Below are 14,033 nucleotides of genomic sequence, written 5' to 3' on the forward strand. Positions count from 1 at the left end.
CTGAATACGACGCGGATTCACCTGTCGTCGCTGGTCAATGAGGTAAGAGAGAAAGGGGATTGACCGGCGCGTGGCCGTCGCCGGGATGCCCCTGTGCTAAGGTGCGCGGCCCGGTCGATCTCCGGGGCCTGTCGGGCGACCCGGTCCCGCACCCGACGACGACGGGCCCCGGCCGGCGGGTCGCCGGCCGGGGCCCGTACCACCGGACGTCAGCCCTTGACGGCCCCCGCCACCAGGCCGGACACCATCCGGCGCTGGACCAGCAGGAAGAACACGATCACCGGCAGGGTGAAGATGGTGGAGGCGGCCATCACCGGCCCCCACGCGGTGTCGTCGCGACCGAAGAAGAACGTCATCGCGACCGGGAGGGTGTACCGGTCCTGGTCGTTGATGAAGGTCAACGCGAAGATCAGTTCGTTCCAGGCGGTGATGAACGAGAAGATGCTCGTCGCCACCAGGCCGGGCGCGACCAGCGGGAAGAGGACCTTCCGGAAGATCTGCGCCCGGCTGGCGCCGTCGATCGCCGCCGCCTCCTCCAGTTCCTTCGGTACGGCGGCCACGAAGCCGCGCAGCATCCACACCGCGAACGGCAGCGAGAAGCCCAGATAGGTGAGGATCAGGCTGGGCAGGGTGTTGTAGAGCCCGAGTCGCTGGATCATCAGGAACAGCGGAATGACCAGCGCCTCCAGCGGAATCATCTGCACGATCAGCAGCATGATCAGGAAACTGGTCCGGAGTTTGAACCGGAACCGGGCCACCGCGGTCGCGGCGAGCAACGCGACCAGCCCGCTGAGCAGCACCGTCGCCCCGGCGACCAGGACGCTGTTGAGGAAGAAGTCCGCGAAGCTGACGCCCGGGATGAGGTTGCCGGTGAGGATGTCCCGGTAGTGCTGGAGGGTCGGTTCGGCCGGCACCGGGCGGGGCGTCGACGAGAAGATCTCCTGGTTGGGCTTCAGCGACGTGGCGATCATCCAGTAGACCGGGAAGGCCGCGAAGGCCGCCACCAGCAGCCCGGCCGTGTTGAGGGCGATCCGTCCGGCGGGCCGCCGCCGGCGGGACGCACGCGGCGCCGTCGTGCCGGCCATCACTCCTCCTCCTGCTTGAGCACCATGCGGACGTAGAGGCCGGTGACCACGAGCAGGATCAGGGTCAGGATCACCGCGATGGCCGCGCCGAGACCGTACTTCGGCGGCGGCGAGAACGCCTCCGCGTACGAGTAGATGGAGAGCATGAAGGTCGGCCGGTCCTGGGTGCCGCCGGCCAGCACGAACTGCTGGGTGAAGACCTTGAAGTCCCAGATGGTGGAGAGCACGATCAGGATGCCGAACACCGGTCGGAGCAGCGGGAAGGTGACCTTCCAGAAGACCCGCCACGGTCCGGCCCCGTCCACCCGGGCCGCCTCGTGCAGTTCGCTCGGTACGCTCTTCAGCCCGGCGAGCACGCTGACCGCGATGAACGGGAACGAGTGCCAGACCACCACCAGGGTGAGGATGGTGAAGAAGAGCAGCGGCGAGTTGAACCAGCCGTAGCCGGTCCAGTCGGTGCGGCCGAACAGCGCCTGGGACAGCCCGTCGGGCAGGGCGTTGAACAGCCAGGTGACCAGCCCACTGGTGTCGTCGAAGATCCACTTCCAGACGATGGTGCCGGTCAGCGCCGGGGTCGCCCAGGCGAGCATCACGCAACTGGCGACGAAGGTCGCCATCCGCTTGCTCAGCCGGTTGAGCAGCAGCCCGACCAGGGTGCCGAGGATCATGGTGAGGACCACGTTGGCCGCGGCGAAGAGCACGGTGTTGCGCAGCACCGTCCGGAAGAACGGGTCACTGAGGATCTGGACGTAGTTGTCCAGCCCGACCCACGGCCACGCGCGGTCACCGCGGAGTTGGCGGACGTTGTTGAGCCGGTGGAACGACATCCACACGACCTGGCCGAGCGGCCAGAGCAGCAGCACGCCGATGATCGCCAGGCAGGGCAGGAGCAGCAGGTACGGCAGGCGGTCCACCCGGGGCCGCCGCCGCGCGGGGGTCTCCCCCGCGTCGGCGGCGGCCTTCGGTGTGTCGGTCAGGGTGCTCACTTGGCGTTGAGGATGCTTTCCATCTCGGCGGCCGCGTCGGCGGTGGCCTGCTCCACCGTCTTCTGGCCCTTGATCACCGAGCTGTTCATCGCCTGGGTGGTGGTCTTGGTCCGGCTGACCTCCACCCACTTCGGGGTGAGCGGGGTGAGCTTCGTGTTCTGCAACGTGGTGGCGAACGCGGCCATCACCTTGTCGTCGGCGTACCCACCGCCCTGCACCAGGTCGGAGTAGACCGGGAAGAAGCCGAGGCTGTCGGCGAACGTCTTGGCGTTCTTCTTGTTCAGCAGCACGGTGAGGTAGTCCCAGGCGAGGTCCTTGCGCTCGCTGTCCTGCCAGAGCGCAAGGTCGGAGCCACCGGCGAAGGCGGGGGCGGGCTTGCCGTCCGGGCCGGGGATCGGGAACGTGCCCCAGACCTTCTCGATCTCGGGGTTGTCCTTCTTGATCGCGCCCTGCTGCCAGCTACCGGCGAAGGCCATCGCCGCCTTGCCGGTGGCGAACTGCGTCCGGGCGTCGATCTCGTTCCAGCCGGCGGCGGCCGGCGGGGCGACCTTGTGCACGGTCACCAGGTCGGTCCAGAACTTGACCGCCTGCTGGGCCTGCGGCGTGTTGTAGCCGGACTTCCAGGTGTCGCCCTCCTTGGTGGCGATCTCCGCGCCGGTGCTCCACAGGAAGGAGTAGAACGGCAGCTCGGAGTTGCCGGGCAGGGCGAGGCCGTAGGTGCCCGGCTTCTTGGCCTGGACCGCCTTGGCGGCGGCGACCAACTCGTCCCAGTTCGTCGGCGGCTTGACGCCGGCCTCGGCGAACCAGTCGGTGCGGTAGTAGATGGCCCGCACGCCCGCGTACCAGGGGACGCCGTACTGCTTGCCGTCGAGCTGGGCGTTGCGTACCAGGTCGGGCAGGATGTCCTTGCCGTCGGCCCAGCCGTCCATCCGGCCGCTGATGTCGGCCAGCGCCTCCTGCGCCGCCCAGCCCTGGGTCTCGGTGTTGCCCAGCTCGGTGATGTCCGGGCCCTCACCGCCGGCGAGGGCGGCCTGGAACTTCTTCGGCGCCTCGAGCCACGGGATGTACTGGACCACCACGTCGGTCTCGGGGTGCTTCTTCTTGAACTCGGCCTCGACGCCGTCGAGGAAGGCGGTCTGCGCCTCGCTTCCCTCGCCCATCATCCAGACCGTCAGCTTGCTGTTGTCGGCAGCCTCGGTGTCGTCGGAGCCGCCACAACCGGCGATCAGCATCGCGGCCGAGGCCACGACGGCGGTGACCGGAGCCAGCCGCTTCCACCTGTTCACGCCATATCTCCCTCGCGCCGTCTGGCAGTAACCTTCTCCGCCGCACCTTAGCCGGTAAAATTCTTTTACGACAGGGGTGGTGCCCGAGAGGTCCGGCCTGGCGGAGCACGCCCGCTGCGAGGCGACCGTACAACAGCCGGAAGGGGTCCCCGGCCGATCGGCCGGGGACCCCTTCACGGGTGATGCGAGGCTGTTACCGGTGGGTGACGTGGCGGCGACGTCCGACACCGGCGACCAGCGCCACGGCGATGGCGGCGAAGGCGACCTGGAGCAGCAGCTCCCGCCAGTCGATGCCGGCGGTGGTGGCGAACCCGGCGGCGCGGGCCACGATCGTGCCCAGCAGCGCGGCACCGACACCGATCAGCATGTGCAGCCAGATCGGCATGTTCTGCCGGCCCGGGACGACCAGACGGCCGAGCGCGCCGACGATGAGACCAACGATGAGCGCAGTGATGATTCCCCAGACGGTGAGCTCCACGGTCGCCCTCCTCCTCAAAGTGTGTCACTAGGTGTGTCGTTCCTGTGGTGACCGCTAAGTTCCCGAGGGGGCGAAATCTCAAACCGACGCAACCGGACATCCGGCCCCACAGGGTGCCGACCGGAAGGCTGAGAACCGGCTGAGAGAGATTCGAAACCGCAGGTCAGAGCAGCAAAGGGCCGCCCGGCCGGGCACTGGCCGCGTCCGGAAAAATTCTTCGGTACGCGGGGCGCCGGACCAGACGGCCCGTGGGAGCGCTCCGACCGAGCCGCACCGGGCTCGATCTTTCGACACGGAGGGTGACCGCCGCCGGGGCTACTTCTTCCCGGCGGCCTTGCCGTCGCCGGAGTCGGAGGAGAGCGCGGCGATGAAGGCCTCCTGGGGTACCTCCACCCGGCCGACCATCTTCATCCGCTTCTTGCCCTCCTTCTGCTTCTCCAGCAGCTTGCGCTTCCGGCTGATGTCACCGCCGTAGCACTTGGCGAGCACGTCCTTACGGATCGCCCGGATCGTCTCCCGGGCGATCACCCGGCTACCGATGGCCGCCTGGATCGGCACCTCGAACTGCTGGCGCGGGATCAGGTTGCGCAGCTTCGCCGCGATGGTGACCCCGTAGTTGTACGCCTTGTCCTTGTGCACGATCGCGCTGAACGCGTCGACCGGCTCGCCGTGCAGGAGGATGTCCACCTTCACCAGTTCGGACGCCTGCTCGCCGGAGGGCTCGTAGTCCAGCGAGGCGTACCCCTTGGTCCGGCTCTTGAGCTGGTCGAAGAAGTCGAAGATGATCTCCGCCAGGGGCAGCGTGTAGCGCAGCTCCACCCGGTCGGCGGAGAGGTAGTCCATGCCGAGCAGGTTGCCCCGGCGGCCCTGGCACAGCTCCATCACCGCGCCGACGTAGTCGTTCGGGGTGAGCACGGTGGCCCGCACCGTCGGCTCGTACACCTCGGCGATCTTGCCGGTGGGGTACTCGCTCGGGTTGGTGACCACCACCTCCACGCCGTCCTCCTGGATGGCGCGGTACACCACGTTCGGCGCGGTGGAGATCAGGTCGAGGTTGAACTCGCGCTCCAGCCGCTCCCGGATGATCTCCAGGTGGAGCAGGCCCAGGAAGCCGCAGCGGAAGCCGAAGCCGAGCGCGCCCGAGGTCTCCGGCTCGTACGTCAGCGCGGCGTCGTTGAGCTTGAGCTTGTCCAGCGCGTCCCGCAGGTTCGGGTAGTCCGAGCCGTCGATCGGATAGAGGCCCGAGTAGACCATCGGCTTCGGGTCCTTGTACCCGCCGAGCGCCTCGGTCGCCGGCCGCGAGTTGATGGTGACCGTGTCACCCACCCGGGACTGCCGGACGTCCTTCACCCCGGTGATCAGATACCCCACCTCACCGACCCCGAGCGCGTCGGCCTTCTGCATCTCCGGAGAGATCACCCCGATCTCCAGCAGCTCGTGCACCGCGCCGGTGGACATCATCTTGATCCGGTCCCGGGCGCTGATCCGGCCGTCGATCACCCGGACGTAGGTGACCACGCCCCGGTACACGTCGTACACCGAGTCGAAGATCATCGCGCGGGCCGGCGCGTCGGCCACGCCGACCGGCGGCTTGAACTGCCGGACGATCTCGTCGAGCAGGTACGGCACCCCGTCACCGGTCTTGCCGGAGACCCGGATGCAGTCCTCCGGCTGGCAGCCGATCAGGTGGGCCAGTTCCTCGGCGTACTTCTCCGGCTGGGCGGCCGGCAGGTCGATCTTGTTGAGCACCGGGATGACGTGCAGGTCGTTCTCGAGCGCCAGGTAGAGGTTCGCCAGGGTCTGCGCCTCGATGCCCTGCGCGGCGTCGACCAGCAGCACGGCACCCTCGCAGGCGGCCAGCGACCGGGACACCTCGTACGTGAAGTCGACGTGCCCCGGGGTGTCGATCATGTTGAGCACGGCGTGCTCGCCGGCCTGGTCGCCCTCCCGGATCGTCCACGGCATCCGGACGGCCTGGCTCTTGATCGTGATGCCCCGCTCACGCTCGATGTCCATCCGGTCGAGGTACTGGGCACGCATCTGCCGTGGATCGACCACCCCGGTGAGCTGCAACATCCGGTCGGCCAGGGTCGACTTGCCGTGGTCGATGTGGGCGATGATGCAGAAGTTCCTGATCCGCCCCGGGTCGGTGGCACCAGGAGCGTTCGCGCCGGAATCGAGCGTCGGTGGCACAGCGGTCCGTTCTGGTCGGCGTGACGTGGGCAGGCCGGCGGTACCGCCGGCCCCCTCTATGCTCCCACGTCCCCCCGGACCCGATCGGAGCGCTCTCCACGCCACGGGCGAGGACACCCGGCGGCAGGGCCGCGGACCGGCGGCGGACGGCGGACCGGAGAGCCGGCGGCGGACGGGCGACGGGTCCGGAGAGGGCCGGAGCAGACCGGCGGCGGACGGGTCGGGTCACTCGACGGGCGGCTCCACGAAGAGGGCGGCCAGTCGGGGCAGCCGACGGCGGGCCTCCTCCTCGTCGTCGAAGTCCCAGAAGTCGTTCAGGTCCGGCGGGCGGACCGGGTCACGCTCCGCCGGCAGGTCCGTCGCGGTCGCCTTCCGGTACGCGTCCCACGGCACCGCCAGCATGTCCTCGCACTCGAACTCCTCGCCGCTGAGCGCGGCGGACCGGACCCGCGGCAGCTCGGCCAGCGAGTCCGGGTCGGCGACCGCCCCGGCGAACACCGCCCGGCCCTGGGTCATCAACCAACCCCGGAAGTACTCGAAGCCGTCGTCCGAGGCACCCCCGTTGATCAGGTACGCCGCGCCCCACAGGTCGACCCGGTAGGAGGCGGCGAGCACCCGCTGCTGGTGACGGGCGTACCCGACGATGTCCGCCGGATCCCGGTCGGCGAGCAGCTCGACCGCGCGGGCGGCGACCGCGTCGGCGTCCCCCGGCGCGCCCGCCCGCGCCTGGTCGATCAACTGCCAGAAGTCGTCGGTCCTCATGGGGTGGCAGTCTGACAGAACGGGCCGGTCACCGACCGGTTGACGGGGAACAGCTCGGCGAGCCGCGGGAACCGGCGGGCGAACGCGGCCGGGTCCCGCAGGTCCTCCGCCTCGCCCGGCGGGTCGGGCGAGAAACTCCGCTCGACACCGCGCGCGTCGACCGCCCCGTCCAGCCCGTCCGGCTCCCGGGTGAGCCGCTCGTACGCGGTACGGGCCACGTAGTCCAGGCACTCCCAGTCCGGCCACTCCTCGTCGGCCCAGTCGGCGGTGCGCCGGCCGGCGAGTCGGCGTACCTGCGGCACGTCGGCGAGCGCGTCCGGGTCGGCGACCACCCGCTCGAAGGTCTGCCGACCGAGCCCCACCAGCCACGCCTGGAAGTAGTGGAATCCGTCGTCGGAGCAGAGGCCGCCGCAGATCCGCAGGGCGGCGTCCCAGAGCGCCCAGGTGTCGGCCCGGCGGCGCACCTCGTCCAGCCGGACGGCGAAGTCGACCACCTCCGGGGCCGGCCGGGCGGCGAGCTGGTCGGTCAGCCAGGCCAACCGCCCGTCCGGGTGGTCGGTGGCCGCCGCGGAGCCCTCCACCAGGGACCAGAAGTCGTCAAGAGCTAGCACGGGCCGGAGTATGCCGGCGCGGTACGACAACCCCACCGGCGGCATGATGGACCGGTGCCCGCCGTCTCGTTGCCCCCGGTGCCGTACCACGCCACCGCCGACCGGCCGGCCTGGGAGACGCTGCCGGCCGGACTGCGTACCGCGGTCGAGGAGCGGCTCGGCGGGCCGGTCCGGTCGGCCCGGGTCGCCCCGGCCGGTTTCACCAGGGGTTTCGCCGGGGTGCTCGGCACCGCCGAGGGCGGCACGGTGTTCGTCAAGGCGGCCCCGGTGGACCGGCAGCCCCAACTGGTCGACTGGTACGCCCGGGAAGCCGCGATCCTGGACCGGCTGCCCGCCGGACTGCCCGCGCCCCGGCCCCGCTGGACCCTGTACGCGGCCGGCTGGTTCGCGCTCGGCCTGGACGCCGTCGACGGGCGGATCCCCCGGCTGCCCTGGCCCCCCGACGACCTGGCCGCCACCCTCACCGCGTACGCCGAGGTCGTCACCGCCCTGGCCACGCCCCCGGCCGCGCTGGTCGAGCTGGGCCTGCCCCGGCTGACCGACCTGGCCCGCGACGACCTGTCCTGGTGGCGGGAGGTGGCCGCCGGCCGGGAGCCCCGTCCGGACCTGCCGCCCGCCGTCGCGGCGCGGCTGCCGGACCTGGTCGCGCTGGAGGCACTGCTGCCCGGGTACGCGGAGACGACCGGACTCACCCACGGTGACCTGCGGTTGGACAACGTCCTGATCGACCGTTCGGGCCACGCGTGGCTGTGCGACTGGACCTGGCTCTGCCACGGGCCGGCCTGGTTCGACCTGGCCGGCCTGCTGCTCACCGGGTACGCCAGCGGCCTGGCCGTCGACGCCCTCTTCGCGGACCATCCGGCGGCGGCCGGCGCGCCCCCGGACGCCCTGGACGCCGCCCTGGCCGCGCTGTCCGGGTACTTCCTCACCTCCGCCGACGCGCTCTCCGCCACCGACGCGCCGCCGCGCACCGCCTCCCGGCACCTGCGGGCGCACCAGCGCTACAGCGGTGAGCTGGCCCTCGGCTGGCTCGCCGACCGGCAGGGCTGGCACTGAGTCGCCGGCCGGGGTCGCTGCTTCTCCTGCCGGGGTCACTGCTTCCCGGCCGGGGTCACCGCTTCTTCCGCCGGGGTCGCTGCTTTCCCGGACGGGGGTCGCCGGGCTGCTTTTGGCCCGTCCGGGTGGACCTGGTAACCTGGCTCTTCGCGCAGCGATGACGCATGCTCGTCGCGCGCCGAAGCAGACCGAAATCCGAGCTATCAAGACGAGGCTGTCGCGTGGCGAACATCAAGTCCCAGATCAAGCGCAACCGGCAGAACGAAAAGCGCCGGCTGCGTAACAAGTCGGTCAAGTCGTCGCTGAAGACCGCCATCCGCAAGTTCCACGAGGCCGTCGAGGCCGGTGACACCGAGAAGGCCACCACGCTCATGCGTGACGCCTCGCGCAAGCTGGACAAGGCCGCCAGCAAGGGCGTCATCCACGCCAACCAGGCCGCCAACCGCAAGTCCTCGATCGCCAAGCGCGTCAGCTCCCTCGCAGCCTGACCCGCCTGACACCGCGATCGTCGAGCCTGACCGGAACCCCCTGGGCCCACGGCCCCGGGGGTTCCAGGCTTTCCCCGGCCGCCCGGGGTCGGCAGCGGGACCCGGCTTGTGGGCGGGACGGCCAGGGGGCGCTCGCCGCGCTGCCCGAGGTGCCGTAGCTGCCGGCCTCCTGCTCGTCCCAGCGTCCTGCTCGTTCCGCCGTCCTGCTCGTCACCGGTGGGCCGGGCCGGACGGGCGGTACCCCGCCACCGGGTCCTGGCCCCCTGGTCCGGGCCGACCACGGTCGGAATGGCGGCGGTCGTTGCGCGCCGGCGCCGGGGCCGGGGAGCGGTCGGTACGGGGCGGCAGCGAGGAGCGGCGGGTGCCACCCGGGTGTCCGGGACGGCCAGGCAGCTCACCGGTCGCGGTACGGGACGGGACGGTGGCCCGCCCGACGGCCGGCTCCAGTTGTCGCCGGAACCGGTCCCGCTCCTGCTCGGGGACGAGCGCGGCGGAACGGACCACCGACGCGGCGACCATGTCGTTGAGCTTCACCATCAGCGCGACCGTGGCCGGTAACACCAGCACCGCCCACCAGCTGACCAGCTCGGCGAGGGCGAGAAGTGCGGCGAGGGCGATCACGCCCTCGAAGTAGAGGAAACAGAGCACCCCGCCCGGGTTGACGAACCGCAACCCGAGAACCCGCGCGTACAGCGGACGGTAGCGTTCCTCGTCGGCCGCGAGGGTCGCCCAGCCGGTGCGCGGCGGATCGGTCACCGGGCGCTGCCCTGCCGGGCCGCGGCGACCGAGAAGACCGCCCGTTCCAGCGCGTACGCCCGGTCGTCCGCGCCGCCCTTGACCGCCGCGTTGCAGTCGGCCGCCACCCGCATGGCCTGTACCAGCCCTTCCGGGGTCCACCCCCGGGCCTGGCGCTGGGCCCGTTCGATCTTCCAGCCGGGCATGCCGAGGCTGCTGGCGAGCTGGTAGGGGCTGCCCCGCCCGGCGGAGGCGACCCGGGCCACGGTCCGTACGCCGTCGGCGAGCGCGTCCGCGATGGGGACCGGATCCACGCCCACGTGCAGGGCCCAGCGCAGCGCCTCCAGCGCGGCGGGCACGTCGCCGACCATGACGGCGTCGGCGACGGTGAATCCGCTGACCTCGGCCCGTCCCCGGTAGTAACGGGCCACGGTGTCCGGGGTGATCCGGCCGTCGGTGTCGGCCATCAGCTGGGAGCAGGCGGCGGCCAACTCCCGCAGGTCGTTGCCGACGGCGGCGAGCAGCGCGTGGGCGGCGTCGTCGGTGCACCGTCCACCGGCCCGGCGGATCTCCTCCCGGACGAAGGCCACCCGTTCCCGGTCCCCCTTGAGTTTGGCCGCCGGGATCACGGTCGCGCCGGCGGCCCGCAGCCCGTCGGCGAACGCCTTGCCCTTGGCCCCGCCGGCGTGCAGGACGAGCAGCCGGACCTCCGGGTCCGGGTCCTTCGCGTACGCCAGCAGCGCGGCCACCAGGTCCTTGCGGGCGTCCTGCCCGGCCCGCAGCACCAGCACCCGTCGCCCGCCGAAGAGAGAGGGACTGAGCATCTCGGCGATCTCGCCGACGGTCAGGCTGCCCGCCTGGTACTCCCGGACGTCCACGTCGGGGTCGACGTTCCGGGTCTCGGTGACGGCTTCGGTAACGGCGCGCGTGGCGAGCAGCTCCTCGTCGCCGAGGACGAGCAGAATGGGAGCGAGACTGGCGGGGGTCACGTCGCCCATACTCGCACGCTGCGGAAGCGGATCGTGCCTGCTCATCGTCACCGCGACGGCACGGCCCGCACTCTGCGCAATACAGACATAACACTTCTGGCGGTAGCTATCTGACATTTCTCGCCGGAGTCGCGGGTGCCGTCCGTCGACCCCGCACCGGACCCCGACCGCCCTATCATCGACGAATGACGATCACGGACGGGGAACTGGCGATCGCCGCCGCAGAGGCGGGGGCCGCCGTCGTGCGGTCCCGGTACGGGACGGCGGTCACCCGCTTCCAGAAGTCCCCGCTCGACTTCGCCACCGCCGCCGATCTCGAGGCCGAGCAGGTGATCGTCGATCTGCTGCGGGCGGCCCGGCCGGCCGATGCCGTCATCGGCGAGGAGAACGGACGCACCGGCACCGAGACGGCCGACCGGACCTGGTTGGTCGATCCGCTGTGCGGCACCCTGAACTTCGCCGCCCGCACCCCTCTGGTCGCGGTGAACGTGGCGCTGCGTACCGGCTCCGACGTCACGGCGGCCGCCTCGGTCGCCCCCTTCAGCGGCGAGGTGTTCTGGACCGACGGCGGCCAGGCTCACCTTCGCCGCGCCGGTGTGGACGAGGTGCTGTCCCCGTCGGCCGACTCGTTGCTGGTGGACGCCAATCTTGATCCGCCCTTTCCGAACAGCTCCGCCTTCCGGGCCGTCCAGCTACTGGCGGACCCGGAGTTCACGGCTCGGTTCCGACCCCGGGTGGTCTCCACCACCCTGGCGGTGGCCTGGGTCGCCGCCGGACGACGAGCGGCCTACCTGACCGACGGGCAGCTCCACGACAGCGTGCACTTCGCCAGCGGCATCGCCCTGTGTCAGGCGGCCGGGTGTGTGGTGACCGGCCTCCGGGGGCAGCCACTGCACACCGGTGTGGGCGGGCTGCTCGTGGCCGCTGACCAGGACACGCACCGGACCCTGCTGGCCGCCGTGGAGCGACAGTTCGCATCAGGCACCACCACCCACCCCTGACCGTCCCCCGCGCGCCACCACCGCCAGGCGACCGCCGACGACCACCACCGCCAGGTCCCCCTCGGTGTCGGTACGCAGCACCCGCGCCCCGCCCCGGGCGAGCCGGGCCAGCACGGCCGGGTTCGGGTGCCCGTAGTCGTTGCCCGCCCCCACCGGCACCAGGGCCACCGCCGGGCGTACCGCGTCGAGGAAGGCCGGCTCCTGGTAGGCGGAGCCGTGATGGGCGACCTTCAGCACGTCCACGTCGAGCACGCCGGCCGGTGTCCGGTCGAGCACCGCCCGCTGTTCCTCGGTCTCGGCGTCCCCGGCGAGCAGGATCCGCACCCCGGCCACCCGGGCGATCAGCACCAGGGAGTTGTTGTTCGGGTCGGAGCGGGTGCCCCGCATCGGGTACGGCGGACCCAGCAGCGCCAACTCCACCCCGCCGGACCGGTACGTCCAACCGGCGGCGACCGGCAGCAGCGGCACCCCGGCCAACACCGCCGCCGCGCGGACCAGGTCCCGCCCGGCGGCCGGCTCCGGCCACTGAGGAACGACGACGGATCCCACCCGTCGCCCCCGGAACACCCCGGCGACCCCACCGGTGTGATCGACGTGGAAGTGGCTCACCACCAGCAACGACACCTGCCGGACGCCGAGCCGGCGCAGGCAGCCGTCCGCCGCCCCGGGATCCGGACCGGTGTCCACCACCACCGCCCGCCCCGGTGCCACCGGCAGCACCACCAGGTCGCCCTGGCCGACCGCGCACACCGCCACCACCCAGCCCTGCGGCGGCCAGCCGCTCGCCACCAGCCGAACCGGAAGCGCGCCCAGCACCGCAGCGAGCGCCGTCACCGTCACCAGCCGACGCACCACCGGTCGACGGACGGCGACCAGCAACGCCACGGTCAGCGCCGCCAGCAGCAGCGCCCCGGACACCCCACCCGGCCAGGGCAGATTCCCGGCCGGCAGCCGGGCACCGTACCGGGCGACGGTGACCAGCCACCACGCCGGCCAGCTCGCCAGCCAGGCGGTGAACTCGGCCGCCGCCGGCCAGACCGGGGAGAGCACCGCCGCCACCACGCCCAGCACCGTGGCCGGCGCGACCGCCGGCACCACGAGCAGGTTCGCCGGCACGGCCACCAGGCTCACCGTGCCGGACAGCCCGGCCACCACCGGCGCGCAGGCGAGTTGGGCGGCGGCCGGCACCGCCAGGGCCTCGGCCAGCCCGACCGGCACCCCGCGCCGCCGTAGCCCGTCCCGCCACCGGGGCGCGAGCAGCAGCAGCCCGCCGGTGGCCAGCACGGAGAGCGCGAACCCCGGGTCACCGGCCAGTTCCGGGTCGACCAGCACCAGCACGGTGACGGCGGCCGCCAGGGCAGGCAGCGCGGCCCGGGGCCGGCCGGCGGCGAGCGCGGCCAGCCCGATCGCGCCCATGGTTGCCGCCCGCACCACGCTCGGCGACGGGCGTACCAGGATGACGAAGCCGACCAGGGCCACCCCACACAGCGCGACCGCCAGCCAGGGGCCGGCACGCGCCCAGCGGGCGAGCAACAGCACCGCGCCCACCACGATCGCCACGTTGGAGCCGGAGACCGCGTTGAGGTGGGTCATGCCGGTGGCCCGGAAATCCTCCTCGACCTCCGGAAGCAACCGGCTGGTGTCGCCGACCACCAGACCGGGCAGCAGCCCGCCCTGGGCGTCCGGCAGCGGGACGCAGGCACGTTGCAGCCCGGCGCGGAGCGTGCCCGCGGCCCGCTGCGCCCAACCGGGGTCGCCGCCCGGCAGCGGCGGCCCGGTGGCGGTGAGGACCGCGCCGGTCAGGTCACCGCCCCGGGGCTCGGCGAGCCGCCCCTCGGCGGTGAGTCGCTGGCCGGGCAGCAGCCGCCGCCACGCCGGGTCGGTGGCCAGCACCAGCGTGCGGACCGACGCGTCGACCCGCCGCCCGTCCGGCCCGGTCAGGGCGACCAGCTCGGTGCCGACCAGCAGCATGGCCGGACGACCGACGACACCCTTGACCGGTCGCGGGTCGTCGCGGACGACCAGTTCGGCGGTGACCGCCGCGCGCTCCGAGGTCAGGGCACGAATCACGGCCGCGTCGCGGGCGGTCAGCCGCGCGGCGGTCACCGCGCCGCCGCAGACCACGCCGAGCAGCACCGCGACGGCGATCCAGCCGTACCGCCGGACGGGCTCCCGGGGCCGCCCGAGCCGGCCGAGCAGGTGGACGGCGAGCAGACCGGCGAACAGACCCGCCGCCCCGGCCGACAGCAGGCTCGCCGGGGCGGAGAGGCGCAGCCCGGCGAGGGCGGTCAGCCAGGTCGCCACCGCGAGCCCGGCCAACCGCAGATCGGGCGGTCGCACGTCGGACGACTGCCCATCGGAGA

General features: G+C 72.2%; 13 protein-coding genes. 3 read left to right on the forward strand and 10 right to left on the reverse strand.

The genetic code is table 11. The features are described 5' to 3' along the window. Positions 1 to 209: 209 nt before the first annotated feature. From PVK37_RS31030 to PVK37_RS31060, 7 genes are all read right to left on the reverse strand, one after another. Positions 210 to 1,085 (reverse strand): carbohydrate ABC transporter permease, encoded by an 876-nt coding sequence (locus PVK37_RS31030; RefSeq protein ID WP_275031418.1) that lies wholly within the window; start codon positions 1,083 to 1,085, stop codon positions 210 to 212. Continuing rightward, positions 1,085 to 2,071: a carbohydrate ABC transporter permease gene (locus PVK37_RS31035; protein WP_275031420.1), complete on the reverse strand. Its 987-nt coding sequence runs from the start codon at positions 2,069 to 2,071 to the stop codon at positions 1,085 to 1,087. Before PVK37_RS31035 ends, PVK37_RS31030 begins: the two co-directional genes overlap by 1 nt. Beyond that, positions 2,068 to 3,357, reverse strand: a complete 1,290-nt coding sequence (locus PVK37_RS31040; RefSeq protein WP_275031422.1) for a sugar ABC transporter substrate-binding protein — start codon at positions 3,355 to 3,357, stop codon at positions 2,068 to 2,070. Before PVK37_RS31040 ends, PVK37_RS31035 begins: the two co-directional genes overlap by 4 nt. Before the next feature lie 193 nt (positions 3,358 to 3,550). Continuing rightward, positions 3,551 to 3,835: a GlsB/YeaQ/YmgE family stress response membrane protein gene (locus tag PVK37_RS31045; RefSeq protein ID WP_275031423.1), complete on the reverse strand. Its 285-nt coding sequence runs from the start codon at positions 3,833 to 3,835 to the stop codon at positions 3,551 to 3,553. Between the two features lie 315 nt (positions 3,836 to 4,150). Beyond that, positions 4,151 to 6,028, reverse strand: a complete 1,878-nt coding sequence (lepA, locus tag PVK37_RS31050) for a translation elongation factor 4 (protein WP_275031424.1) — start codon at positions 6,026 to 6,028, stop codon at positions 4,151 to 4,153. A gap of 225 nt (positions 6,029 to 6,253) precedes the next feature. Then, positions 6,254 to 6,790, reverse strand: coding sequence for a DUF4240 domain-containing protein (locus PVK37_RS31055; protein WP_275031425.1), 537 nt, complete (start codon positions 6,788 to 6,790; stop codon positions 6,254 to 6,256). Continuing rightward, positions 6,787 to 7,401 (reverse strand): DUF4240 domain-containing protein, encoded by a 615-nt coding sequence (locus PVK37_RS31060; protein ID WP_275031426.1) that lies wholly within the window; start codon positions 7,399 to 7,401, stop codon positions 6,787 to 6,789. Before PVK37_RS31060 ends, PVK37_RS31055 begins: the two co-directional genes overlap by 4 nt. A gap of 54 nt (positions 7,402 to 7,455) precedes the next feature. On the opposite strand from PVK37_RS31060, the gene PVK37_RS31065 reads away from it, so the two are divergent. After that, complete coding sequence (locus PVK37_RS31065; protein ID WP_275031427.1) at positions 7,456 to 8,457, forward strand: phosphotransferase family protein; 1,002 nt, start codon at positions 7,456 to 7,458, stop codon at positions 8,455 to 8,457. A 221-nt stretch (positions 8,458 to 8,678) separates the two neighbouring features. Continuing rightward, positions 8,679 to 8,945, forward strand: a complete 267-nt coding sequence (gene rpsT / locus PVK37_RS31070; protein ID WP_275031428.1) for a 30S ribosomal protein S20 — start codon at positions 8,679 to 8,681, stop codon at positions 8,943 to 8,945. A gap of 210 nt (positions 8,946 to 9,155) precedes the next feature. Here rpsT and PVK37_RS31075 read toward each other — a convergent pair whose 3' ends face one another. Continuing rightward, positions 9,156 to 9,701, reverse strand: coding sequence for a hypothetical protein (locus PVK37_RS31075; RefSeq protein ID WP_275031429.1), 546 nt, complete (start codon positions 9,699 to 9,701; stop codon positions 9,156 to 9,158). Then, on the reverse strand, positions 9,698 to 10,678 hold the full coding sequence (holA, locus tag PVK37_RS31080; protein ID WP_275031430.1) for a DNA polymerase III subunit delta: 981 nt from the start codon (positions 10,676 to 10,678) through the stop codon (positions 9,698 to 9,700). The genes PVK37_RS31075 and holA overlap by 4 nt, the downstream gene beginning before the upstream one ends. A gap of 176 nt (positions 10,679 to 10,854) precedes the next feature. Here holA and PVK37_RS31085 point away from each other — a divergent pair, with 176 nt between their 5' ends. Continuing rightward, positions 10,855 to 11,670 carry an inositol monophosphatase family protein gene (locus tag PVK37_RS31085; protein ID WP_275031431.1) on the forward strand — a complete coding sequence of 272 codons (816 nt, stop codon included), beginning with the start codon at positions 10,855 to 10,857 and terminating at the stop codon, positions 11,668 to 11,670. Here PVK37_RS31085 and PVK37_RS31090 read toward each other — a convergent pair. After that, a complete protein-coding gene (locus PVK37_RS31090) occupies positions 11,647 to 14,010 on the reverse strand; it encodes a ComEC/Rec2 family competence protein (RefSeq protein ID WP_275035290.1) in 2,364 nt (787 codons plus the stop codon). The two genes, PVK37_RS31085 and PVK37_RS31090, sit on opposite strands and share 24 nt — an antisense overlap. Positions 14,011 to 14,033 lie beyond the last annotated feature (23 nt).

Origin of the sequence: Micromonospora cathayae (assembly GCF_028993575.1) — a bacterium.
GTDB lineage: Bacteria > Actinomycetota > Actinomycetes > Mycobacteriales > Micromonosporaceae > Micromonospora > Micromonospora cathayae.